This is a genomic window from Dictyobacter formicarum, assembly GCF_016587435.1.
The window spans coordinates 248704-272938 of record NZ_BNJJ01000008.1; the positions used below are offsets into that span (position 1 = coordinate 248704).

General features: G+C 45.7%; 19 protein-coding genes. 7 read left to right on the forward strand and 12 right to left on the reverse strand.

Going from position 1 to position 24235, the window contains the following annotated elements; translation table 11 throughout:
• Positions 1-112 precede the first annotated feature (112 nt).
• The 4 genes from JMI88_RS15935 to JMI88_RS15950 form a co-directional block, all read right to left on the reverse strand.
• Positions 113-766, reverse strand: a complete 654-nt coding sequence (locus JMI88_RS15935) for a hypothetical protein (protein ID WP_201362917.1) — start codon at positions 764-766, stop codon at positions 113-115.
• A 102-nt stretch (positions 767-868) separates the two neighbouring features.
• Complete coding sequence (locus JMI88_RS15940; protein ID WP_201362918.1) at positions 869-1096, reverse strand: helix-turn-helix domain-containing protein; 228 nt, start codon at positions 1094-1096, stop codon at positions 869-871.
• Positions 1097-1434: 338 nt separating this feature from the next.
• A complete protein-coding gene (locus tag JMI88_RS15945; RefSeq protein ID WP_201362919.1) occupies positions 1435-3999 on the reverse strand; it encodes an N-6 DNA methylase in 2565 nt (854 codons plus the stop codon).
• A gap of 17 nt (positions 4000-4016) precedes the next feature.
• Positions 4017-6572 (reverse strand): DEAD/DEAH box helicase family protein, encoded by a 2556-nt coding sequence (locus tag JMI88_RS15950; protein WP_201362920.1) that lies wholly within the window; start codon positions 6570-6572, stop codon positions 4017-4019.
• 496 nt (positions 6573-7068) lie between these two features.
• Between JMI88_RS15950 and JMI88_RS15955 the strand changes: the two genes are divergently transcribed.
• The 3 genes from JMI88_RS15955 (at position 7069) to JMI88_RS15965 (ending at position 9457) form a co-directional block, all read left to right on the forward strand.
• Positions 7069-8070: a toll/interleukin-1 receptor domain-containing protein gene (locus JMI88_RS15955; RefSeq protein WP_201362921.1), complete on the forward strand. Its 1002-nt coding sequence runs from the start codon at positions 7069-7071 to the stop codon at positions 8068-8070.
• 181 nt (positions 8071-8251) lie between these two features.
• The gene (locus JMI88_RS15960) at positions 8252-9079 is read left to right on the forward strand and encodes an SDR family oxidoreductase (protein ID WP_201362922.1); all 828 of its coding nucleotides are present in this window, start codon (positions 8252-8254) and stop codon (positions 9077-9079) included.
• 135 nt (positions 9080-9214) lie between these two features.
• Entirely contained in the window at positions 9215-9457 is a 243-nt protein-coding gene (locus JMI88_RS15965) for an SDR family oxidoreductase (RefSeq protein WP_268905999.1), read from the forward strand.
• Between the two features lie 84 nt (positions 9458-9541).
• On the opposite strand, the gene JMI88_RS15970 is transcribed toward JMI88_RS15965, so the two are convergent.
• The 6 genes from JMI88_RS15970 to lepB all read right to left on the reverse strand — a co-directional run bounded on the left by JMI88_RS15970 (position 9542) and on the right by lepB (position 16273).
• The gene (locus JMI88_RS15970) at positions 9542-10036 is read right to left on the reverse strand and encodes a GNAT family N-acetyltransferase (RefSeq protein ID WP_201362923.1); all 495 of its coding nucleotides are present in this window, start codon (positions 10034-10036) and stop codon (positions 9542-9544) included.
• Between the two features lie 233 nt (positions 10037-10269).
• A complete protein-coding gene (locus JMI88_RS15975) occupies positions 10270-11091 on the reverse strand; it encodes a sugar phosphate isomerase/epimerase family protein (protein ID WP_201362924.1) in 822 nt (273 codons plus the stop codon).
• Between the two features lie 138 nt (positions 11092-11229).
• Positions 11230-12693: a hypothetical protein gene (locus tag JMI88_RS15980; protein ID WP_201362925.1), complete on the reverse strand. Its 1464-nt coding sequence runs from the start codon at positions 12691-12693 to the stop codon at positions 11230-11232.
• Positions 12694-13106: 413 nt separating this feature from the next.
• Positions 13107-14189: a uroporphyrinogen decarboxylase gene (gene hemE, locus JMI88_RS15985; protein WP_201362926.1), complete on the reverse strand. Its 1083-nt coding sequence runs from the start codon at positions 14187-14189 to the stop codon at positions 13107-13109.
• A 106-nt stretch (positions 14190-14295) separates the two neighbouring features.
• On the reverse strand, positions 14296-15378 hold the full coding sequence (hemE, locus tag JMI88_RS15990) for a uroporphyrinogen decarboxylase (RefSeq protein ID WP_201362927.1): 1083 nt from the start codon (positions 15376-15378) through the stop codon (positions 14296-14298).
• A gap of 346 nt (positions 15379-15724) precedes the next feature.
• Complete coding sequence (lepB, locus tag JMI88_RS15995) at positions 15725-16273, reverse strand: signal peptidase I (protein ID WP_201362928.1); 549 nt, start codon at positions 16271-16273, stop codon at positions 15725-15727.
• Between the two features lie 365 nt (positions 16274-16638).
• Between lepB and JMI88_RS16000 the strand changes: the two genes are divergently transcribed.
• Complete coding sequence (locus JMI88_RS16000; protein WP_201362929.1) at positions 16639-18450, forward strand: protein kinase domain-containing protein; 1812 nt, start codon at positions 16639-16641, stop codon at positions 18448-18450.
• Positions 18451-18583: 133 nt separating this feature from the next.
• Positions 18584-20977: a serine/threonine-protein kinase gene (locus JMI88_RS16005; protein WP_201362930.1), complete on the forward strand. Its 2394-nt coding sequence runs from the start codon at positions 18584-18586 to the stop codon at positions 20975-20977.
• A 223-nt stretch (positions 20978-21200) separates the two neighbouring features.
• On the opposite strand, the gene JMI88_RS16010 is transcribed toward JMI88_RS16005, so the two are convergent.
• Positions 21201-21479 carry a hypothetical protein gene (locus tag JMI88_RS16010; protein ID WP_201362931.1) on the reverse strand — a complete coding sequence of 93 codons (279 nt, stop codon included), beginning with the start codon at positions 21477-21479 and terminating at the stop codon, positions 21201-21203.
• A gap of 412 nt (positions 21480-21891) precedes the next feature.
• Here JMI88_RS16010 and JMI88_RS16015 point away from each other — a divergent pair, with 412 nt between their 5' ends.
• Together JMI88_RS16015 and JMI88_RS16020 are read left to right on the forward strand one after the other, a co-directional pair.
• Positions 21892-22458: an HdeD family acid-resistance protein gene (locus JMI88_RS16015; protein WP_201362932.1), complete on the forward strand. Its 567-nt coding sequence runs from the start codon at positions 21892-21894 to the stop codon at positions 22456-22458.
• 216 nt (positions 22459-22674) lie between these two features.
• Positions 22675-23043 carry a DUF1622 domain-containing protein gene (locus JMI88_RS16020; protein ID WP_201362933.1) on the forward strand — a complete coding sequence of 123 codons (369 nt, stop codon included), beginning with the start codon at positions 22675-22677 and terminating at the stop codon, positions 23041-23043.
• Between the two features lie 55 nt (positions 23044-23098).
• Here JMI88_RS16020 and JMI88_RS16025 read toward each other — a convergent pair whose 3' ends face one another.
• The gene (locus tag JMI88_RS16025; protein WP_201362934.1) at positions 23099-24202 is read right to left on the reverse strand and encodes a DmpA family aminopeptidase; all 1104 of its coding nucleotides are present in this window, start codon (positions 24200-24202) and stop codon (positions 23099-23101) included.
• Positions 24203-24235 lie beyond the last annotated feature (33 nt).

Here is a 24235-nt window from a genome sequence, read left to right on the forward strand (position 1 = left end):
ACGAAAGAAATACAAACCACCAGGAGCGCAAAAAAGAAGGGGGAGTGATTAGAAAACAGCAACATGAGGTACAACTAGCGCTGTTTTCATTCTTCAAACCCATTGCTATCTTTTATACAGCCAAAGTGAAGTAGGGGAGCTGCATCTGCCAGACAGGAGTATCTTTTGACTTTGCTTGGTTCTCAAATTGGGAAATCAGTGTATCAAGCTCTGACTGCCGCTCCGCAATGCTAAGAGGTGTATCAGGAACGTGGCGAAGGGTCAAGCTTAGAGCATGGCCGCTATTTAAAAGGGTGATGGTATTTAGCTGCCTTGCTGCCTCTAACATACTTGCTTTAATCAGCACATGGAGATTATCTGGATCTGCGTATTCGGTATAACTTTGCAGCAGGTTTTTAACCAGCGCATTTTCTATATAATTAATCTTGTGGTTGTCATGAGCACAATGTGCCAGGTGGATAGCTATAAAAGGATCATTATTGGTAAACACAAAACCTATGCCTTGATATCGGCCAGAATTTAGTGCATGAAGTGCTTGCGTATAGGTTCCCCAGGAGTTAGGATCTTGCATTGCTGCCTCTCTGTGTGTTTTGGGGCAGATAAGCACTGTCTTCTTGTGCGTATCAATCCACTGGTGTCTCCAGACGATAAATTGAGGGTAGGGAAGAAGCTCTCTTAGATATCCTTTTTCAAAGCGTTCTTTTAATTCCGAAGCGTAATTTGTATAAAAGTCTGCCTGTTCTTGTCGGTAATGTTCCCAGCTCATAATAAGGAGGGATTATAGAAAAAGGGATTGAAAAAAACTGTAAGCAGGGTTTCACATGGCGCATAGTGTTGCCAACTATAAGGATTTACTGTTTCTAACATATTAGAAAGGGAGCAATTCCGCAGCGCTGACTTTTAATGTTTTGGCGATCTTATATAGGGTTCTTATGGTCGGGTTCCTTTCTCCCCGTTCAATCATCCCAATATAGGTGCGATGCATAGCCAGTTTTGCCGCTAGCTCTTCCTGGCTTAACCCCTGTGCTTTTCTGATGTGTTGCAGCCTGGTTCCGAATTTCTGCAGAACATCTCTGTGTGTTATCTGTTTTCCCATCTTCCTGATGGTAGATACTTAAGAGTATCATTTGCTACATACTCCTTGTATCAATCTATGGTATAATTCAAACCCATGCAACAAAAGGATACAAAAAGGATAATAGAAGACCTGGAACAATCACTCAAGAACTTAATGCTTATGAGCGAACTTCTGACGCTTGAGTGTAGTATGCTTGCGAAATTTTTAAAGGTTCAGATCGATGCTCTTCCGGAATCGCGTAAATCTTAACTTCTATTTAAAGCCATGTTTGGTGAAAGATTGAGGCTTGAATAAAAACTCCTACAGAAAGATCTGGCCTCTGCAGGAGTTTATGGCTAATGTCCAATGAGGTGTTGCTAGGAGAGATGGAATAAGGATCCTTGTTTTATTTCAACCAATTCTGGCATTGTCTCAATTTCCTCATTTTCCGCAGTTTTTGGTAAACCAGGCTCTAATTCTATCTCTGCTGAATCCATAATATCATTATCGGTTCCAGCTGTTTCTGTATCAACAGTTAATGGCTCTGACTCTTCAGTCAGCCAGACTTCAGATATTTTATCCTTGATTTTTTGCTCAAAGATTTCAATCAGTCTCTTATTGGCATTAATGATTTTTTGTTCCTCCTCAATCTGTGCAACGATTTGCTCTTGGATTTCGAGAGGTGGGAGAAATACAGGAACTCTATGTGCATTTTTTCTGTCTAAAGAAGGTACAGCAGCTACATTGTCGCCTAAAGATTTTAGATCGATTGACTCTAAAAGATATTTAATAAATTTACAATTGTTACCATTAAACTCTTTTACAAAAAGCGCTGTATTATGTGGCCAGAAATAATCCGATTCTATCAGATGGACTTTCCCAATAGTACCACTTCTTCCTGTTACTACACCGGGACCCTTCTCTTTTTTTTCATTATGATATCCTATGATACCATTTGAACCAATTACAGGAACATCTCCTTCTTTAAATTGGGTTTTGGGTAGATCATAACCACGTTGCAAGGTGATAATTTCACCTAATTGTTTACTGGGCCATGTTGGATCAACTTTAATTTTTGGTTTCCAGGCGGCGACTACATGCTTAGCTCCGTCAATAATTTTTTGATAGTTTTCGAGCTCTGCAACAATTTCTTGCTGTATCTTCAATGGCGGCAAAGGAATTTGAATTGCATTTAAACTATCTTGATTAAGTTTTGGCTGTGCTGAACCAGTAATATGATTTTCTAAATTCATTGAATTTAATAAAACTTCAACAAATTTTTGCGTTGCCGTATTGGAAAATTTTAAGATATGGGCGTGATTGTTGACCCATGTCTTGCCACTAATTGAAAAAGCAATAGGGGTGTTCCTTGTTAGAAGATTGGCACCATCCTCTGAAACTAATAACAAATCTTCATCAAAAAGATAACCTTCTACATAATCAACTATGCCTGAAGCTCCATAATATGGATATATACCTGCAATTCGATCTGATTTGGTTATTGGCTTCCTTTTGCTATCAAGGTTTTGAGCAATCTTTCCTAATTCTATAAATGGCCATTTGGCATGTCGTTTAAATTGGTTATTTCTATATCTATCTCCAGAAAGGTTATAATCCCCATTTTTTGCAATCTTTGTTTTTTGAACAATTGTTGCTAAGCTTATATTTTCCTCTTGGTTTAAGTAACTTTGAATAGTTATATTTTCTTGTAAATCTCGCGCATATTGGTGCAGGGTACGTAATGTTTGTGGTAAATCATTTTTAGCAATAGGACGCCTCTGTGCTCCCAAGTCAAATCCATCATTCTCTACTTTAACAAATAGAATGCTATCAGTTTTACTTGCTAAATTTTTATCCATAAACAATATACTGGTCTTAACTCCTGAATACGGTTGAAATACTCCGGAAGGTAAAGATACAACTGCCCATAAATACTTCTCAACCAGCATTTTCCGTAAAGCCTTGTAAGATTTGCCAGATTGAAAAATGATCCCTTCTGGGACAATAATGCCAGCTCGTCCGTGATTATTCAGATGTTCAGCGATATAATCGACAAAGAGGATCTCAGACCGACTTGCCGGAATAGAGAAACGTGTGTGTGGGCGAATACCGCCTTTGGGCGACATAAAAGGAGGATTTGCCATGATAATATCAAAGGTTTCATCCCAGCGTTCTTCGCTAGTTAAAGAGTCATACTCATATCCTTGAGGATTTTGAAAACCATGTAGGTACATGTTTACTAAGGAGAGCCGCACCATGTCAGGAGAGATATCATATCCTACAAAATTTGACATGAGCTTTTCTTTATCATCGGGATTTAGTAAGTCACCCGGATACTCTTTGGTATTTTGCCTTAAGATATGCTTATATGAGGAGATTAAAAATCCAGCAGTACCACAGGCAGGGTCTAAGATCGTTTCGTTTTTTTGAGGATCAAGAACCGCGACGATAAAATCAATGATATGGCGAGGTGTTCTAAACTGTCCTGCATCACCTTGAGAACCTAAGATTGAAAGCAAATATTCAAACGCATCACCAAGCTTTTCACTGTGATCGTAAGAAAAGGCATTAATTTGTTTTAGAAATAGGTTTAAGGTCTCAGGATCGCGGTAAGGAAGGAATGCTCCTTTTAAGATGTTGCGAAATAGTTCTGGAAGTTCTGGATTAAGGGGCATTTTTTCAAGCGCCTCAATGTACAAATTGAGGCGCGCAATCCCACCTAAGCGTGAATCAAGCAGTTTGTCCCATGAATACTTAGCATATTCACCAACAAAGAACGATGGATCGCCGCCTAAATCAACTGACTCCTTGTCCATATCATCCATAAACTTATAGATAAGAGCAGTCGTGATTTGTGCTACCTGGGCTTTAGGATCCGGTTCTTTTCCAACGAGAATATCTCGGGCGGTATCTATTCTCCGCTTTGTCTCTTGATTCAACACGCTTCCCGCACTCCTTATTAAGCAAAGTCCTCGGTTTGGACTTTATCATTCACATATTCAATAACCTTATTGCGCCATACCCCTAATGCCTTAAACTCATCGAGAGTAAATTTTGGATTAGTAGCAAAACGGGTAAACTGTCGTTTGGCTACAATATCACGGATTTGGACATCCGTAATGTAGGCTTTGAGGAAATTTCTAATTGCCATTTTATACTGATTTTCAGGATTGTAAAGTCTGATGAACTCTTGGTACTCCTCCTCTAATAATTGGTCTTTTGATTTAAAGGTTTCTTGGCCTTGCATGATATTTTCAATCATTTCCCGAAGAGAGATCTTGCGATCTGCCTGAACCGATTCACGAAGCTTTTCTAGGGTAAAGGGCTCCTCAGGCTTGTCCAAAATGGTGTTTTTGACATATTCTTCAACTGTGCCAACTTCACCCTGCTTGTATTTTTCCTGAACAAAGGGGTCATTTTTAAGTGTAGCTTTAAACTGGCGGAATAATTCGCGATCAACGCGCATACCTTGAAGACCAATGGGTGTGATAGTAAGATTTTTTAATTCATCAGGGAGTGTAACCGTGACTTCATCAATTGTGGGTTCAAGAGTTTCTTCGCCGGATGTTGTAGCTTTGCGGTTCTTCTTAGGCAGCGAAAGCGCCTGGTTATACTCAAAACCTTTTTCAAAAAACTCGCAAACTGCAAAAAAGTCGATCAGCTTGAACGCTTCTTTCTTCTTACTGATTTCGCGTTCCTGTTCTGCTTCTTTGAGCTTATATATAAATGTGTGCTCTCTGGTGCCTCGACCTTTAATCTGAACAAATTCAGTTGGGGAAAAGATTGGTTTCATTAGGCACAAGTTTAGGATATCTTTACAATCGTAGCCTGTTGTCATCATTCCTACTGTGATACAAACACGAGTTTTACTGGTTTTATATCCTTCAAGAAAAGCAGAAGAGGAGCCATTTAAATTGTTATTGGCAAAGTTGGTGGTAAATTGTTGGGCATTTGAGACGTTGGAAGTGATCTGAACCGCAAAATCAGAGTTATACTTCCCTGGATATATTTCGTCAGCAAACTCGTTAAGCATTTGCGTGATCTTTGATGCATGGTTCTGGGTAATACAAAAGATGATGGTTTTCCCGATTTCACCACTGATTGGGTCTTTCAAGGCGTTTTTCAAAAAAGTGGTACAAAACACTTTATTAGTGTTCTCCGAGAAGAAGCGTTTCTCAAAATCTTTTTGATAGAAAACTTTTTCCTCTGTAGCTTCCGCTTCTGTATCATTTTCTGGTACTTGTTCATCATCCTTTGCAACAGCGACTGCAAAACCCTCATCTGAGAGCAATTGGGTTGTGATATCAGTACGGGCATCAACCACAATCGGGCTTACCAGAAAACCGTCTGCCACTCCATCAAGCAGACTATACCGATAAGTTGGTTCCTGATTTTCACAACCAAAGGTAGTATAAGTATCAAGTAGATAGCGCTTTTCCAGTGCTCGGGGGTCTTTAGCACCTAATTCTTTAATATCAATCTCATTGAGATAGTCTTTTGGTGTTGCTGTTAAACCCAGTTTGTAACCATAAAAGTATTCAAACACCGCTCTACCATTTCCAGAAATGGAGCGGTGAGCTTCATCAGAAATGATCAGATCAAAGTCTGTGGGAGTAAACAGTCTTTTGTATTTCTCCTTTTTTGTCAGTGTTTGAACTGTTGAAACAACAATGTCTGCGTCGTCCCAGTCACTCCTGTTTTCTTTATAGATTTTGCAGATGTAGTCATTTGATAGGTAGTAGACAAAATTTTTCTGTGCTTGATCTTCAAGCTCAATGCGATCTACCAGAAAGAGAACGCGTTTTGCCTGGCCGGTTTTGAGAAACAGTTTGATAACCGCAGCAGAGGTTAAGGTTTTACCAGTACCGGTTGCCATCTCAAAGAGATATCGATTCTTTTTCTCTTTGGCTGCATTTTGGAGAGCATACAGAGCATTTAGTTGGTATTTGCGTAAAAACTTAAGCTCATGATCAATAATAAAAGCTTGCCTGGTGGTATCATCTTTCCAGGAAGGATCATTTTGATAGTCTGGCAACTGAGTTAAAACAATGTAGTCTGTGTTGATCGCTTCATTGGCAAGTACCGATGGGTCTGCAATAAGCAGCTTATCCTTTTTTAGTGTTTCAAGGCTCGGAAATGTTCCGATCCGATAGGGATTGCCCTCTTTTATATCCCAAAAATAGTGTTCCCTGCCATTTGAAAGAATGATATAGCGTACATTTCTGGCCTGAGCGTACTCACGTGCTTGTTCCTTGCCATCAAGGGGACTTTTCTCTTCTTTTTTTGCTTCAAGGACAATAAACGGGAAACCTCGCTCATCAAGCAAAAGATAATCAATATAGCCATTTTTTGTTTTTTCAAAATCATTTCCAAATTCATCAATGATTTGCTTGGTTAATTTGACATTTTTTTCTAAAACTACATTTGCTTTGCCTGCCGATGTATCTAATAATCTCCAGCCTGCGTCTTCAAGCAGTTTATTGATTTTAATACGTGCCTGGGCTTCGCTTGGCATAATTTTTAATCCCATTCCTTAAGGATGTTGTACACAGTAGTAATTGCATGTTTTGAAAATTAGATCAGTGAAGTGTTATTTATCTATTTGAAATGGCTTAGTAGAAGAAGGTATACTGATTTCCGTTTACCTACATCTAGTCGTTTTCTACTTCCCCAGCCGTAAAGGTCTAATTGCGTGTACCTAAGTTTACCTATATTTGTTTCTGTTTGCAAGAGATTTAGGCAACAAAACGAGTGTACAGGTAAAAATCCCTTGAGTTGTGTCCTATCGAGTAATTCTTTTTGGTAAAGCACTATGTGGAATTATGGTTAAAGCAGAAAAGGGGAGTGACGCGAAGGGAAAGACGTGCAAGACAAAAAGTACTGTATATATTGTAAATAGTGTATATTATACTCGGATTTTTGGAAATACTACGTAAAGGATTATGACGAAGACCTGGGGAACATATTCTTGTGGTTTTCTTATATCTAATATGCATTTTAGGAGCCCTCGAATGACAAATGTAACTGTTTTTTGTTGTTATGCACGTGAAGATAAAGGCTATTTACAAAAATTAAGGACTCACTTGAAGCCTTTAGAGCGGAAAAATATTATTTCTGTGTCGCATGATCAGGACATTACCGCTGGGAGTGAGTGGGAAGAAACAATTAAGGGATATTTAGACACAGCACAAATCATTCTACTTCTTGTCAGCCCTGATTTTATTGCCTCTGACTATTGTTACAGTGTGGAGATGACGCGTGCACTTGAGAGACATGAACAGGAGCAAGTAATTGTAATTCCAATTATCGCAAGACCAACGACTTGGCAACATACTCCTTTTGCTAAATTACAAGTGCTTCCTCCTGGCGCAAAGCCGATTACAGATAATTCGTGGGTTACACAGGATAAAGCACTAGTTGCTATCACTGATGGCATTTCCCAAATTGCATTAAAACTACAAGGAGCATCAACACAAACTCAAGAGATAGAAGTTCCACTAATGGGACAGAAAGAAGCTGTATACAAGGAGCAAGAAGCGATGACAGAACAGAAAGATACGGACAATTTATCCTCTTTAGAAGAAGAACCTACGCCCAATAGTGCCACAGATGATCAGCCGCATAGAAATGCGGTGCTTGAGCGCAAAGCAGCAAAATTGGATCTAATTCGAGCTAATCTCTCTGCGATGGAAGAGACTATAGATATAGGAACAACCAATGACTTACGTGAGCAATTTGCCAGTGAATTACATAAAACTATCCGGCAAGCTATATTTGAAATACGCAAGCTAACAAAGAATACTATAGTATTTGCGCCTCTCTTAGAAGATTTAGGATCTATTGATGCAATATTACAAAACTTGCGTCAAGCAAAGATTCAAGTGATGATGGCTATTGATGCAATTCCTTCCATCCTGACCAGATCTATATTTAATCAGCAAATGCCAGAGGATTTTTATCAACATCTCTCTTCTTGTCGTGAGTATTTAGAACAAGCTCTTGATGAATGGTAATGCACTATAGATGATCATGGAAAGTGTTTTCATATAGTGATAATTTGATTTTTCAAGTCGGATAAGACCGTACAAAGTCATATTCATGCTACAATATAACCAAGCTTATTTCCTCCAAACACCTATGGGTGAATAAATCGTTTAAGCGCGTCAACAATCGTAGAAATGAATGGAGTAGTAAATGCCTGACTATAAAACACTTTTTAGCATAGAGGGACAAACAGTAGTAATTACCGGTGGAGGCGGAGTCTTGGGTCGGGTGATGGCACAAGCACTGGCAGAAGCAGGTGCCAGGGTGGCTGTGATCAGCTTGCATGAGGCTTCGGCTGCAAAAGTGGTTGAGACGATCCATCAAGCAGGTGGCGAGGCAATTGGCCTAGGCTGTGATGTGATGGATAAAACTGCGCTTGAGGATGCACAAAGAGAAATTTTAAGCAAGTTTTCTTCAATCGATATTTTGATCAATGGAGCTGGCGGTAATCAGCCTGGAGCAACAACTTCACCGGAGCGTTCGTTTTTTGATCTGGATACAAAAGCTGTGTCTTCGGTTTTTGACTTGAATTTTTCAGGCACCTTTCAGACGTGTCAGATTTTCGGCCGCAACATGGTAGAGCAAGGTCATGGTTGCATCGTAAACATTGCTTCCATGAATGCTTTGCGTCCACTTACTAAGATCCCGGCCTATAGCGCAGCCAAATCAGCTATTGCCAATTTCACCCAGTGGCTTTCTGTCCATATGGCACAGGAATATAGCGATCGGATACGCGTTAACGCAATTGCACCCGGATTCTTTTTAACTGAACAAAACCGCTTTCTGCTTACTGATAAAGATACTGGCGCCATGACAAAAAGGGGACAGGCTATTTTAGATCATACTCCCATGGGACGCTTTGGCGTACCGGAGGATCTGATTGGAGCGCTTTTATGGCTTACCAGTCCGGCATCAGCTTTTGTGACCGGAACCGTTATTCCGGTTGATGGGGGATTTTCAGCCTTCAGCGGTGTCTAGTTTAAGGCCCAATCTGCTTCCTATAGCCTGCTGCTACAGACTAGAGATTTTATCTCTCTTCATCGTTTAGATGTTTCTGAAGAAGCATTGTTACTGCCGTATAAAAGTGAGTAAAATCACTACATTTTAGTGAGGGTGAATGCGATCGCACCAGGTTTTTTCCTGACAAATCAGAATCGCTACATGCTTACCGATAAAGAAACGGGAGCATACACCGCACGTGGGGAGACTATTGTGGCACATACGCCGATGCATCGTTTGGGAGAGGCAGAAGATCTGGTTGGCACTCTGCTCTGGCTGGCCAGCCCAGCGGCGGCCTTCGTGACAGGTATTGTGGTGCCTGTCGATGGCGGCTTTTCAGCTTTTGGCGGTGTCTGATAGTCCTCGTGGCACTCGAAGACACACAAAAAGGGGGCCTGAAATGCCCCCTTTGAGGTGGTAATCTCGCCGGTCTGTGCTACACTAAAGGGCTTCTTTTGTGCTTAACATTTTACGAAATAGTACTCGCGTGCCCCCTCGTCCATCATAATTTGTCGTAACTGGTATGCCATTGTGTTCAGCATCTCCAGATTCGATTACAAATCCCATACGTTGATGAAACGCAATAGAGCCGGTATTTTGCGGGGATGTTACACTATGCACTTCTGAACAGCCCCATTCACGCATTAAGGTAAAAAAACGTAGGTAGAGAAGACGTCCAATACCACGGCCACGATAGCGTGGATCAACTCCAACAAAATGAATATACGCCTGATGCGGATAGGTTTGTGAGCGAAAGCCCACCAAAAAACCCACGCGTTCTCCATTATCTTCGATCAGAAAACTACTTTTTTGGAAGTGGATGAAAAAGAGTTTGGGGAGCATGCTGGCCATTGGGCGATTATCCCACCACGCGTCGATCACTTGAATAATCGGCGCATAATCGCTGGCCTCAATAGGACGAATGAGATAACCCATGTGCTGCTTTTTCTCCTTGCTGAGCTGTGTATACCTTATGATCTTTTTTTGCATCAGTAGATCGTTATATTCTATACAATGTTTTATGAGTTCAAAAAGCGTCTAAATGTCAGATGTTTCGCGCCTTCGGCCCCTGACGCTACGCGCCTGCGGCACTCAAAAAATTTTTATAAAGTCGTACCAGACCTGCGCCGGGCGCAGGTCTGGTACGACTTTATAAAAAAACGAATTTATTACTGCTGTAACTGCTTTTCGACTGAGTGCAGCCAGTTGATATGTTGTGGCAGGGCAATTTCTGGCTCCTCAATCTCTGGATGCCAGCGTTTTTCCCACTCGACGGAAATATAACCATCATAGCCATTAGCCTGCAGGCTGGCTAATTGTTCACGCACCGGCACCTCGCCCTCGCCCACCAGTACCAGTTTCCAACCAGATTTTTCTGTATTGTCACGGCGGGCATCTTTCACGTGTACATGTGCCACGCGAGGACCCAGTAACTGCCATACCTCGGCGGCGGATTCTCCCATGCGATAGGGATGATGGCTATCCCAGAGCGCCGCCACTGCCGGGGAATTAATTAAATCCAGTACCTGAGCCGTACGGCGGGCAGAGGCAAAGCCATCGTGGGTTTCTAAGGTAATAGTAACCCCGGCCTGCTCAGCCTGTGAAGCGACCTGCCGTAGTGCTTCCGCTACCCACTGATTTTCTTGCTCAATATTCTCACCTGTGCCGGCGCCTCCAAAGACGCGTAAAATTGGCACCCGCAATTCATGTGCTAATTGAACCCAGACGCGTAGCGTTTCTACGTTTTTGGCCCTTTCCGCCGCATCGCTTATATTAAATGTGCAGGAGGTATCAAAGGCGCAGACCTCAACGCCGCGTGAACGAAAGGTCGCTACTGCTTGCCGGACCTTCTCAGCGTCACGTACAGGATCGATGACTTCATTGTCCAGCAGGCGTAGCTCAACACCGCTATAGCCTAGTCGGACAGCATTGTCTGCGACCTGTTCTGTTGTCCATTGTGGACAGCCAAGGGTACTAAATGCAAATTTCACTGCTTTTTGCCTCTTTCTACATAAAAGAACATTGTAGATAGACAGCATCATCTGCCTCTCTTCCATTATGTCACCAATTCTTTGCAGATGGATAGTAATGGTTTTCTATAGATAGAGATATGCAGAGAGACGCAGGCATTATTTGGCCTGTGATTTTGCTCCTTGTTTCTCTTCCGAATAGATGGCCAGCACTGATGTGAAGGGCATTTGCATGGACTGTGCCGCACCTTTGTCATTGCCGCGTAAATTGATGCGAAAATATATTTCTTTATTCATATTTCCATAAACGCCATCGATAGTGTCCGAAAGCTGATTCCCATTGCGAGGAACCGTAAAGGTAGGAGAATGGCAGAAATCATAATCGGAACAGCCTGGGAAATGCGAGATATCAAGCTTTACGACGGGTGCCAGCTGCGTGCCATCGGTATCGTCGGCTGAGCCAGGATAGATATTAAGGCTTCCTCCGTGTTCATCCATCGCAATCAGATAAAAGTGGCCCTGTGTATCCTGTGTGATACGAACTTTTTGCCCGTAAGAGACATTGGGCATGGCAACATCCTTGACGATCTTGCCATCCTCAATAATGGCCTGGTGTGGTCCATCGTATTCATTGAGATAGAGGATGTGCATCCGACCCGCCGTATCGATATAGCTATCCGTAACATATGTCAGGTCGCGATCATTGGTATTATTGGGGTCTTTAGGCTTAACCTCTTTAACCAGTAACTCATCGAGTTTCGGTTGGCTGGGCGTAACATTATTGGTATGGAAATATTTAACCTCGTTAAAGATCCAGGGATTGCCATCCTGCCCTTGCGGCTGGGGAAGATTGAGATAGTGACGCTGCACATCGCGTGTGGCCACAAAAGAGAGATCATTATTATAACCCGGAAAGAGAAAGGCATAGGTGTAGCGGAGATCCAGGGTATCGTGGTGAAAGGTCCATTTGTTCGTGTCAACATTAAAATAGGTCCAATTGATGATGCCAGGTTTATCCGGTCCGGTCTGGTCGACAACTATGTCGCCGTGATCGTTAACGCCCACACTGCTATATCCTTGCTCACCATCGTCTTGCCATTTACCCGGCAGCCACTCGCTCTTGAAGGTCGCTCCATTATCGGTTGAGTAGATGTGTTGTAATTTCCCCTGCGTTTTAGGCCAGGCGAAGAGGTGTATGCTATCGTTCTTACCCAGAACAATATTGATTGGCTCTGTTCCTGCATTCCCAGACTGGATTTCTTTCCAGTCTCCATTAGGTGCCTTATGCATCAGGTGCCATACCCGATCGTTGAGGTCATCCCCTTGCGAGATATAGGTCATAAAGAGATCGCCTTTGGACGTACGGATAATGCGATCTTTATGCGCACCCCAGCTATTGGGGACATATTGATCTTCAACACTAAAGGCCTGATCGGTAACCTGTTCAAGCTTTATAAGTGTAGGTTTGCCCGGTGTAGACGCTTTGGGTGTAGCAAAAAGATGACCTGAAGTAGTATCTGAAGAGGGTTTTATTCCTAATAAATAAATAGCAAGTACAACAATTACTACCAGAGATAAAACAGATGCGATGAGGATAATTGCAGATTTATGACTTATCTTCAATTGTATCATCTCCTTGTGCGAGATAGAATCTCTTTCTTGCTAATATCATACATCACAATATATAAAAATAATATAAAAACGACAACAATTATGCCCTACGTGCGGACGGAGATCATCCACGCCTGATCTGTGTTTCATTGTGTCTGACGCCTGTCCCCATGGGAAGCAAAGCGCCCCCGTACAGGCGGGCGCATCCGCGCCCGAGCCCTTTTATACGTTGGTGCATCATGAGAGTAAAAAGCTCATGATGCACCAACGTATAAAAGATATTTTAGCGCCGCAGACGCGTAGTGTCAGGAGCCGAAGGCGCGAAGAGCAGGGTTTTCAAACACGCTTATGGGGTTATATAGCGAGCGTCCCTGACCAGATTATCTGGTCAGGGACGCTCAAGTGGCTACTGAAGAGTGGCTTTTTTATGCCTGGGCGGCTGTGTATTCATGGACAAAATCAATCAGACGGCGTACATTTTCGACCGGCGTTCCTGGTAAGATGCCGTGCCCAAGGTTGAAGATATGCCCTGGACGACCTTTGACGCGATCAAGAATCTCTTTCGTGCGCTTCTCGATTTCCGGCCAGGGAGCCAGGAGCGTAACTGGGTCCAGATTACCCTGCACCGCCGTTCCTGGTTTGAGGCTATCCCATGCGGTGTCCAGGTCGATGTGCCAGTCGATGCCGATCACATCGCCACCCGCTTCTTGAATCAGGTTAAGCATGCCACTGGTATTGGTGCCGAAATGGATAATCGGAACGTTGCCCTGCCTGGCGATGTCAATGGCGTGACGGCTATGCGGCAGAATATATTCGCGATAGTCAGCTGGACTGAGGGCACCAACCCAGCTATCGAAGAATTGGAGTGTCTGCGCCCCTGCCCTGGCCTGGGCCAGCAGGTAGTTGCCGATAACTTCGCTCAGTTTCTCCATTAACAGGTGCCAGGTGGAAGCGTCGCTCATCATCAGACCCTTGGTGTGCAGATAGGCCTTGCTGCTGCCTCCCTCGATAGCGTAGGAGGCCAGGGTAAAGGGAGCACCACTAAAGCCAATCAATGGGATACCACGGGGATCCAGTTGCTTGCGCACCTGTTTAATGGCTTCCAGGGTAAACCACAGGCTCTCCGTAGGATCAGGAATGCGCAGGGCCTCAACGTCCGCACGGCTACGAATAGGATTATGGATGACGGGCCCTTCGCCTTTCATAAATTCCAGGTTGAGTCCCATACCTTCCAGTGGCGGGAGAATATCGGCGAATATAATGGCTGCATCTAAATTGTATGCGCGGATGGGTTGCATAGTAACTTCAGCGGCTAACTCTGGCCGCTTGATGATCTCCAGAATAGGATGTTGGGCGCGCAGGGCTCGATATTCTTCCATATAGCGGCCAGCCTGGCGCATTAACCAGACTGGGGTTGCATCTACCGAAAGACGCTGGCAGGCGCGTAAAAAACGGCTCTGGCTGGTTGTGGCGGGCGATGTAGGTTCCGTTGATGGTGTTACGTTCATAGTGATGCTCTATTATCTCCAATTTGCTCTATTGAATGCGGTATTGTCAGGTTCGTCTCTATTGTAAGATGCCTGCGCAGAGGAATCCGTACCCCAGCCAGGATTTTTAGCTGGTTGGTGTTGTGGTGTGGACACTGTAGTTGTGTACAGCATCGACAAGCCGGCGCAAGTAGTCAGGATTAGTTGCGGGATGAACAGCGTGCCCCAGATTGAATATGTGGCCTGGCCGCCGCTGAAGCCGATCGAGGATAGCTGTGCTGCCCTCGCTGACCGTTTCCCAGGGGGCAAGCAAGAGCGTGGGATCAAGGTTACCCATAATGCCATGCTCAGAACCAATCTGTTGCCAGGCTTGATCGATGTCCACACGCCAATCGACCCCTATTACGTCACCTCCGGCCTGGGCCATGGCTGGCAGGAGGCTGGCGTGCCCGGTACCAAAATGGATGCTCTGCGCTCCGGCTTGTTGAATTGCCGCCAGGACGCGCCGCGAATACGGCTGGACGAATTGTATATATGCGCCAGGACCCAGTATCCCTACATTGCTATCAAAGAGCTGAATCGCATCGGCGCCAGCCCTGGCTTCCGCCTGGACATAGCTGACCAGCACATCTGTGATCTTGTTCATCAATGCATGCCAGATGTCTGGGTGTTGATACATCAGCGTTTTTGCTGTGCTGTAATCGCGCGTTGGCACGCCTTCAACCATGTAGAGCGCCAGCGTAAATGGTCCACCAGCAATGCCAATGACCGCCTGTTTCCGGGCCAGCGCCTGTTTAACGATGCGGATGGCCTCCATCACAAAAGGCGTCGCTTCTTCCGCCGCCAGAACGCGCAGTGCATTTACATCCTGCATCGTACGGACAGGATTACGTACAATGGGGCCTCGGGCAGGGTCTAGCTCGGTCTGCAGTCCCATACCGGGGAAGGGAAGGATAATATCTGTATACATTACTGCCGCGTCTACCCCATATTGCGCTATCGGCATCAAAGATACCTGTGAACAGAGCTCGGGCGTACGGGCGATCGTTAAAATATCATAGGATTCTCGTAATGCGCGATATTCAGCCAGGCAATGTCCGGCCTGACGCATAAACCAGACTGGTGTTGTATCTGTCTGCTGTCGCTGGCAGGCTGCGAGAAAGCGTTCCACGCCTGTTTGCGTCGAGACAGATTGAGATGATAACTGCATTCGACTTCCTTAGTTATATCAGAATGTGTCTTATCCCCATTAACATGGGGATCAAAGCCCCCTCACGGGCGTCCGCATGCGCGGCCGCACCTTTTTATTGGTTGGTGCAACACGGTCGCACAGCGACCGTGTTGCACCAACCAATAAAAAGACCTGCTGAGCACCGCAGGTGCGAAGCGTCAGGGGCCGAAGGCGCGAAAAGTATGGCTTTCAGACACACTCTCAAAAAAATATATGTTAAAAGCATTTTACTTTTCATATCATAACGTGCGGACAGTCGGAATGCAACGTGTAAACCTGTATAATTCTCTAGCGTAAGAGAAATCACTGGAGATTTTTCACTTTTTTATTGCTTATTTTTGAGCTGGCCGAAAACAGAGGGATGACTATTGATGACGTGCCAGGCACTAACAGGCCAGAAAACTACTACTGCTTTCCCCACAATCATGTCATTATTTACAGTACCCCAACTGCGTGAATCATCGGTTATGGTGCGATTATCATTTAATACAAAGTAAGAATTGGCTGGCACCTTCCATTCCTTTGATTCAGGGTTAAAGGGTTTCTGCACATATGTTTCATTCAGAAACACACCATTGACTATGATATGGGAGCCAGCGGTCTTTACGTCATCACCAGGCAATCCTATAATGCGCGCCATTACATCGGTATTGGGGTCGGGGGGATAGTGGACGACAACCGCATCACCGCGCTGGGGTTTTCCAAACATGTAGGAGGTTCTATTTACCATTATGTAGGCATTACTACCTATCTCTGGTTGCATGCCAGTGCTTTGCATGTGATAACCGTGGATGATAAAGCGGATAACTACGAATAGTAACAGGGTAATAGCTATTAACTCTATAATTTCACGCGTAAAATGCGATCGTCTCAAAATTTATCTCCAGATGTATATGCTTTATATATACATAACTGTTGCAACAATATGAAGGTAACGGCCTGCGTCGATCGTTAGATGGGGTACTGCTTTGCAAGTGCTGGCCGTGGCTCGGTGCAACTCGTAGGGGTAGTATAGCGCAAGCCATTTGGAATGTTCGAGAATGCTGCATTTTGTAGCCCAAAACTACCAACCTGCAGATGTAAAAAAGGAAAAAACAGCCTTTATGATTAAGGATTGAAGTGGTTTGATATATCAGGCATTAGTCTATCCACAAGTCCTACTATCGCCTCAGTTCTATTGACGCCACAAGTGTACCGTATATACTATTTAGCTGATTACCATTTTTCCCGGATCACGCGATGGTAGATATCAAGGGGGATGAGATGCTGATACCCGTGGAGCACCTTGTCGGCAAAGACATTGGTGAGTATCACCTGACACAGCTTATTGGTCAGGGGACCTTGAGTGCGGTATATCTGGCGAAAAGGCAAGGTGAAGAGCCGCGGGAGGCAATGCTGACGGTTTTTTTGTTGCCCGCCGAGTGTAAGGGGGCGACCAGAGAGCGTTTTATGGCTCGCTTCATGCAGCAAGCTGGTGCGGTAAGTCGTTTGCAACATCCCTACATTGTGCCCACCTACACCTTTGGTGAGCAATATGGCTATCCATACCTGGTTACTCCGTTGATTGAAGGCGAGACGGTTGCTGCGTTTTTGAAGCAACGGCAGCGTTGTGCCCCTGATTTGATGCTGGCCCTGTTACGTCAGATTGCCGATGCCTTAGATTACGCCCACCGCAATAATGTGATCCATGGCACGTTGAAGTCTTCGAACGTTTTGTTGGTACGTCAGGGAGGTCCCGACGGCCTTTACAGCGTGATGGTGGCTGGCTTTGGCCTGGCCCATATGCTAGAGATGCGCGGCATCGGGCAGGTGGCCCATCAGTATCCTGGCTTATTTAGCGTGGCGGGCACATTATTGACCAATCCCATCTATATTGCTCCCGAGGTTGTGCTGGGCGGCAACTTTGATGTTCGGGCCGATGTCTATTCCCTGGGTATTCTGGCCTTTGAAATGCTCTGTGGCTATCCTCCTTTTTCTGATCCTGATCCTTTTGTCGTGCTACAGAAGCATGTAGATGAGCGTATCCCTTCACTGCAGTCGGTAGCGCCCGATGTGCCGGGTGCCCTGGATATTGCTTTGCAGCGCGCGCTTGAGCGTGATCCGTCGCTACGTTTACAGTCAGCGGGTAAACTGGTGACTGCCTTTGAGCGGGTTTTAAATGTGATGGAGGAAGCAACGCGTCCGGCGCCATCACCACCAGGGACTGCCCTGCCGATAAATGTACATCTGGCGCTGGTTGACACCTTACCACCAGGCGATACTGGCGAGTATAAAGTGGCGATGGCGGGTATTACATCAAGTCGAGTTCCCAAAGTCGCACCATCTTTTCCCGGCAATACTTTTAAACTACAAAGTATTCCCCGGCCGACATCACTACCAATGGGACCTACTACCCCAGGTAGCGCTGTGCCTGAGACGAAGGTGCCCCCTATGAATCAGCAGTTTGCCTATTCCGCGTCCCCGCCAGGTTCTCGCGAGCAAGTTGCGCCTGCTCAGATGCGAGCCAACGGTAGTGGTATGGCTGCTAGCAATACATCTGACACGATCACTACAGGACAACAAAAAACAGCTCAGGCGCACCCTGATATGGGACGTCGACGGATCGTGATGGCGGTAAATGGCGTGATTACGGCAGGCGTTTTATTTGGCGGAGGTTTTACCTTGCTGCATTTATTTCAGAATGGGACTCTGCATTTGCCCGGGCAGACGGTGGCGCAACAAGCATCAGTCCCTGGCGCTAAAGCCAGTAACGTTATCAGCACGACGATGCCCCCTAAGAATACAGCGCGTAATTTTACCGATCCTAACACCAAACTCGAAAGTATTTTGATCCACCTGCCCGACGGCCAACTCGTCGCCTACAATCGAGCCTGTACCCATCAACAGGCTCTGGTAAACTATGACTCATTGACCCATAAATTGATCTGCCCTTTGCACCAGGCGCAATTTGATCCTCAGCATATGGGTAAGGTGCTCAAGGGTCCCGCCACAAAGCCGCTCAAAGCGGTGACCGTTCATGTACAGGCCAACGGAACCATCACGACTGGCTAAGGCCTTTCAAGTTTCTCCGTGTTCATAATAATCCACTTTCTAATCAGGTAAGCGGTCCTCTGCTGTCTACAGCCTGCATTCTGAGACGTGTTGAGGGTGTAGGTTTACCAAGCAGACGATGAGGAACGTTTCTATGAATAGAGCGTCGGGATATCTAGGAAAATATGAGCTACAGGTCAGGCTAGGTCGTGGTGGTATGGCTGAAGTGTGGAAAGCCTGGGATCCACAGCTGGCACGTTTTGTCGCCATTAAGATCATGCACTCTGACCTGCGTTCCGCTTCTAGTTTTATGACGCGTTTTGTGCGTGAGGGACAGGCTATCGCTTCTTTACGCCATCCAAATATTGTTCAAATCCATGATCTGCATGTCTCTGATGCTGATGCTGAGAGCTATCAAGCATATATGGTGATGGATTATATCGAAGGGCCAACTCTGGCTGATTATATCCATCGTACGTCTCACCAGCAGCACTTCCCTTCAAACGGTGAAATTGTCCAGCTTTTTGCTTCGATTGCTCAGGCGATTGATTATGCTCATAGTCGGCATATTGTGCATCGTGATGTGAAGCCAGGTAATATTTTGCTCGATGTACATAATGTCCAGCGTAATCCTATGGGTGAACCTATTTTGACTGATTTTGGCATTGTAAAGATGCTCGGGTCGATCACTGTAACTGCGGTAGGTATATCAATGGGCACACCCCTTTATATAGCGCCGGAAGTGGTTCAATCTTTTCCAGCCAATGAATTGAGCGATATTTATTCATTTGGTGTGATGCTCTATGAAATGTGTACAGGAATACCACCATTTCAAGGTGATAGCGCTTATGCGGTCATGATTCAGCATGTACATTCTACACCGAGGATTCCCAGCCAGGTGAGGCCGCAGTTGCCAGCAGCGGTGGATAGCGTTATCCTGCGCAGCCTGGCGAAAGATCCTACTGCACGTTTTCCTACCGCATGTGCTCTGGTAGAGGCGTTAGCCCAGGCTTTTGAGCTTCCAATGCCAGAGCCGTGTTGGGTAACTAATCCTTCTAAGGAGATGATGTCACGTTTGGACTCCGATGAAGCTGTCAGTGAGGGCCGCTCCTCTTTTCAGCCCAGGACCCCTACCGAACAGGAGTTGCCCGCACTCGCTGATGGCAATGGTTCTGTGACATCAACTGTCGAAGATAGGCAGACAGTTGTTTCGGAGCGCCAGACGCCTACGGACTCGCCGATCTATAGTGAAGCGGTGCCACAGGCGAACAAGAATACTGATCTCGGTCATCCTACCGGTACGGCTCCGCGCGTGACTCCCCCTTCGCCGCTTTTACCATCGCCAGGAACCAATCAGCCCCGTAATGCCAGCGCTGTCAAGCTAGCAGGTTATCTCAAACCTGTTTTCAGGCAGCATCCTTTCTTTTATGTATTGCTGGCAATGATCACGATAGTAGTTGTCTCGACTGTAGCAGGTGGCTTCTTTTTACTGCGACAGCGCTCAATAATAGCAGTGGATAGAGCGCATGTAGGGCAACTCGCTTTCCATAGTAGCCAGCAGCTGGATGCTTACGGTGCTCAGGGTTTTAATGATAAGGTTCAACTGCACCTGACCAATTTGTCTGAACCAGCACCCGGTAATCGTTACTACGCCTGGCTACGAGACGATAAAGCAGAGGCTGCCGCTATTTTGCTTGGCACATTAGCCATCGATCAAGGGCAATCCTCATTGGCGTATGTGGATCCCCAGCACCGCGACCTGCTGGCCTCGCGGGATGAGCTGCTGGTAACGGAAGAGGGGGTGCGTACCACGCCCAATACGCCCACGCTGGATAAAAAGCTATGGCGCTATCAGGGTGGTTTTTCACGGACGCGTTCGCCAGAGGATAATTATAGCGAACTAGACCATTTACGACATCTGTTGGCGACCGAGCCCAATCTGGCCAAACTACAACTATCATATGGAGTTGATTACTGGTTTTTGAATAACGTCAAACAACTGCAGGACTCGGCCCAGGTTGTGAATGGGTCGAGCGATTTGACCGTTGTGAGGCAGCAGATCACAGATATTATCTATTTTTTAGATGGAGCATGCGGACCTACGACCACGAAAGGATTGGCAATACCATACTCTCCGGAAAATGAGGCGATTATCCATAATACCAGGGTGGGCCTGCTGGATTGTGCTCAGCAAATCGAGCCACCTGGACACCTGACGCATATGAGTGTGCATTTGAATGGTATTGTCCAATCACCCGGAGTAATGAGCAGCCAGATTAAACGGGCAATCCAGATCAATAAAGATTTGAATCCAATTAAGTCAGCCCTGGTGGCCGTGCGAAAAGATGCACTGCAGTTGGGAAGCATGAACGATGCCCAGTTGGGGACGGCGCAACCGCTGCGCAATGACTTGCTGATAGAGGCGAATCAAGCGGTAAATGGAAGTATCAATCCAGATACCCAGCTGGTCGAGCCTAGTGCCATGCAGATTTGTAATTCCATTGAACTATTAGCAACCTTCGATGTAAAGGCTGTTGGCACCCGCTAAATGGTATGGGGAGGCGCCCAACAAATGTTCTTTATGAGATGAGCATCGAAAGTGCACCAAAGGAATTGATGTTGTTTTGCAACACATAATTTATGTCGTTTGGCAATACATGCGTCACAGCGCATGTATTGCCAAACGACATAAAAAAAGCGTGGGGACGTCAGCGTCCCCAGGACAGCGCAACCGACGATCCCGGCAAAGATATTATGAGAGGGGAGAGAACCTAATCTACTTCCTGGTGACCCTCAATGTAGTAGTCTACAATGTAGATCTTACTTTTTAAGCGTTGCTGCTGCGCCGGATGTAGTAAGCTGGTTCTGGCAATAGAACGATAGCTAGTAATATCCGTTGATGAATCGATTTCTGCGTTTGATTGCGGATGGATCAAGCCATGAAAGGCTTTCTTCAAAGATCGGGCATAGCAACGCGCACCTTTGTGGAGGATAGTCAACGACTCAGGCTGTTCTTCCAGGGTCAATAAGCCTTGCAATGTATCTTTCATTCTCTTTCCCTCCGAGTGTCTTATACTGATCAATGATCACTATCTGCTTGTCTCAAACGTGTTTTTGCTTTGCTAATCAAATATTCTATTTGCGACCACTAAATATGGAAATTAGTTTTTATACGTACCCTTTACTATATTGACGCTATATCGAGTCTAAAGTTGACAAAAACCTCTCACATAGGACTAATGCTTGATTCCGCAGGCTTTTTATTTCTGCTATAGAAGGCACTCTGCTGTACATACGCTCCTGACAGCTCTGCCATTGTTTTTTTTATGCAAACCGGGAAAAAATATAATTCATTTGGAGGATGTCAAAGCATCCATAGCAATGTATATATCAAAGTGAAAAGCAACCATCGAGAGTCGATCATCAACATTGTTTTTTGACATTGATGAAAGGAGAAAGATCATGCTGCAAACCATGGTACGAGATTATCACTGGTCGTTGTTGTTTCGAGGCATTATTGCTATTCTCTTTGGTATTCTGGCGCTTATTTGGCCAGGTAAGACACTGCTCTTGCTGATTATCTTGTTTGGCGCTTACGCGATCGTTGACGGTATTGCGAATATCTTCTCAGCGATACGTGGCAGATCATTGCACAATTGGGGATTATTGCTGGTTGAAGGCATAGTCAGTATCCTGGCTGGTATAGTTGCCTTTGTCTGGCCGGGACTTACCGCGTTGGCGTTTGTTTATGTGATCGCTGCCTGGGCGATTATCACCGGTGTAACAGAAATAGTGGCAGCTTTTTCTTCCCGGATGAATGTCGGAACAGATTGGTTGTTGGTCGTGGCAGGTGTCGCCTCGATCATCTTCGGTGTTTTGATCGCTATTCAGCCGCAAATTGGTCTGCTGACCGTCATCTGGCTAATCGGCATCTATGCTATCATCTTTGGTATATTGTTTCTAGGACGCTATTTTCAATTGCGCTCCCGGGCGCGTCTAATAGCAAATATTCCTGGCTCGGGGACGTAGTTTGAACAAAGCCTATCCCATATTCTGACTATTGACAACTTCACAGGATACAGACATTTTATTTGTCTGTATCCTCTTTTGTTATGAGAGAGGGTAAACATCAATATACCTGCTTCTTTTTTCCTCCAGAATGCAGTTAAAGTTATGAGCCACTGGGACAATGGAAATAGCACATTTTTTGCTCTAAAATGATCGGTGCTGCGTGGGGATGCAAAGATGGAAGCTTTTTTTAAGATTACGACGAGCTATCTGGCCTCGTTAGTTGAGGCCGGGGCTGCTCTTATAATCGCGTGTGCGGCATTGCAGGCGTTCTTATATGCCATCTTCTTATTTTTGCGTCACCTGGCTATTCAGGAAATGGAGGCGGAGCATATTCGGTTGCGCCTGGGACGCTGGTTGGCGCTGTCACTTGAATTTGAGCTTGGCGCCGATATTTTACGTACCGCTATCTCTCCCTCGTGGTCAGAGATTGGGCAGCTGGCGGCCATCGCTACGATTCGTACGCTACTGAACTATTTTTTGCAACTGGAGATCGATCGCGCCTCCCGGCGTTATCCGCGCACTCCCGAACAACCGCCGGGCTGATTAATCTCACGCCCCGGGCTTAGGAGTCTTCTTCCCTGGAGTCCAGGTGGGATGGTTAATGTGCTCGATACATTGCCATCACGCGCTGCAACTCATCCAGCGGTAATGCATGGACGGTCCGGCCCTGCCAGCCCGTCATGGTTTCAGCTGAGGTCAGGGCATTCAAGATCGCTTCCTCGGTGGCTTCTGCTACGGCCTCAAAAAAAGGGTCGAGCCGATCATGTGGCAGCATTTTCAGGTTCAAAGGAGCTTCGGCACCCATTGGAATATCATTCCCGGTGGCAAACGCGAGAAAGAGATCGCCGCTACCATTGTGTCCAACTCCTCCAACTCTGGATAAGCCAACGGTAGCCCTTTTGGCCAGGCGCGTGCACTGTACCGGGAGCAATGGTGCGTCAGTAGCTACCACCACAATAATTGAGCCGCCCTTGGGAGGAACGGTCCAGGGGTCGGCTACCTTGCGATAATCAATCTCTCGCCCGACTGGAACGCCATCTACACGTAGTAGACCACGGCTTCCATAATTGCTTTGTACCAGGACACCAACGGTGTATTGCTCACCAAAGCATGGCACGAGGCGGGAGGAAGTGCCAATACCACCTTTAAACTCGTGGCAGATCATCCCTGTACCGCCTCCCACATTGCCTTCCGCGACGCTGCCACTACTCGCATTTTCCAATGCTTTAAATGTATGTTCTTTTGTGACATGGAATGCTCCAATATCATTGAGCCAGCCATCCCATGTTTCTGCTACCACTGGTAGCGAGCCCAGCCAGGAAGCGGCAATCGAGGGTGGCGTCTGCCACTTCTCTGCCATTTCTAATGGATAGGCGCACATAGCATCCCGCACCACGCCGACAGAATTAGTGCTGGTAATCGCGATCGGCGTATGAATGACCCCGGATTCAGCGATCCAGGGCTGGCCGGTCATTTCTCCACAGCCATTAAAATTGAAGATGCCCGCAAAGGCATGATTGCCCCAGATATCTCCATGGCGTGGGACAATCATTGTGACACCGGTACGAGCTATGCGGCCTTCATCGGAAATAATTGTCTCATGACCAACTAACACTCCTGGTACATCTGTGATGGCATTGTATTGACCTGTCGGCAAGCTGCCGATGGTAATTCCAAGGTCGCGTAAGCGTGCCCTCTGCATATTATATGTGCTCCCTGCTCATGTTATAGTTGT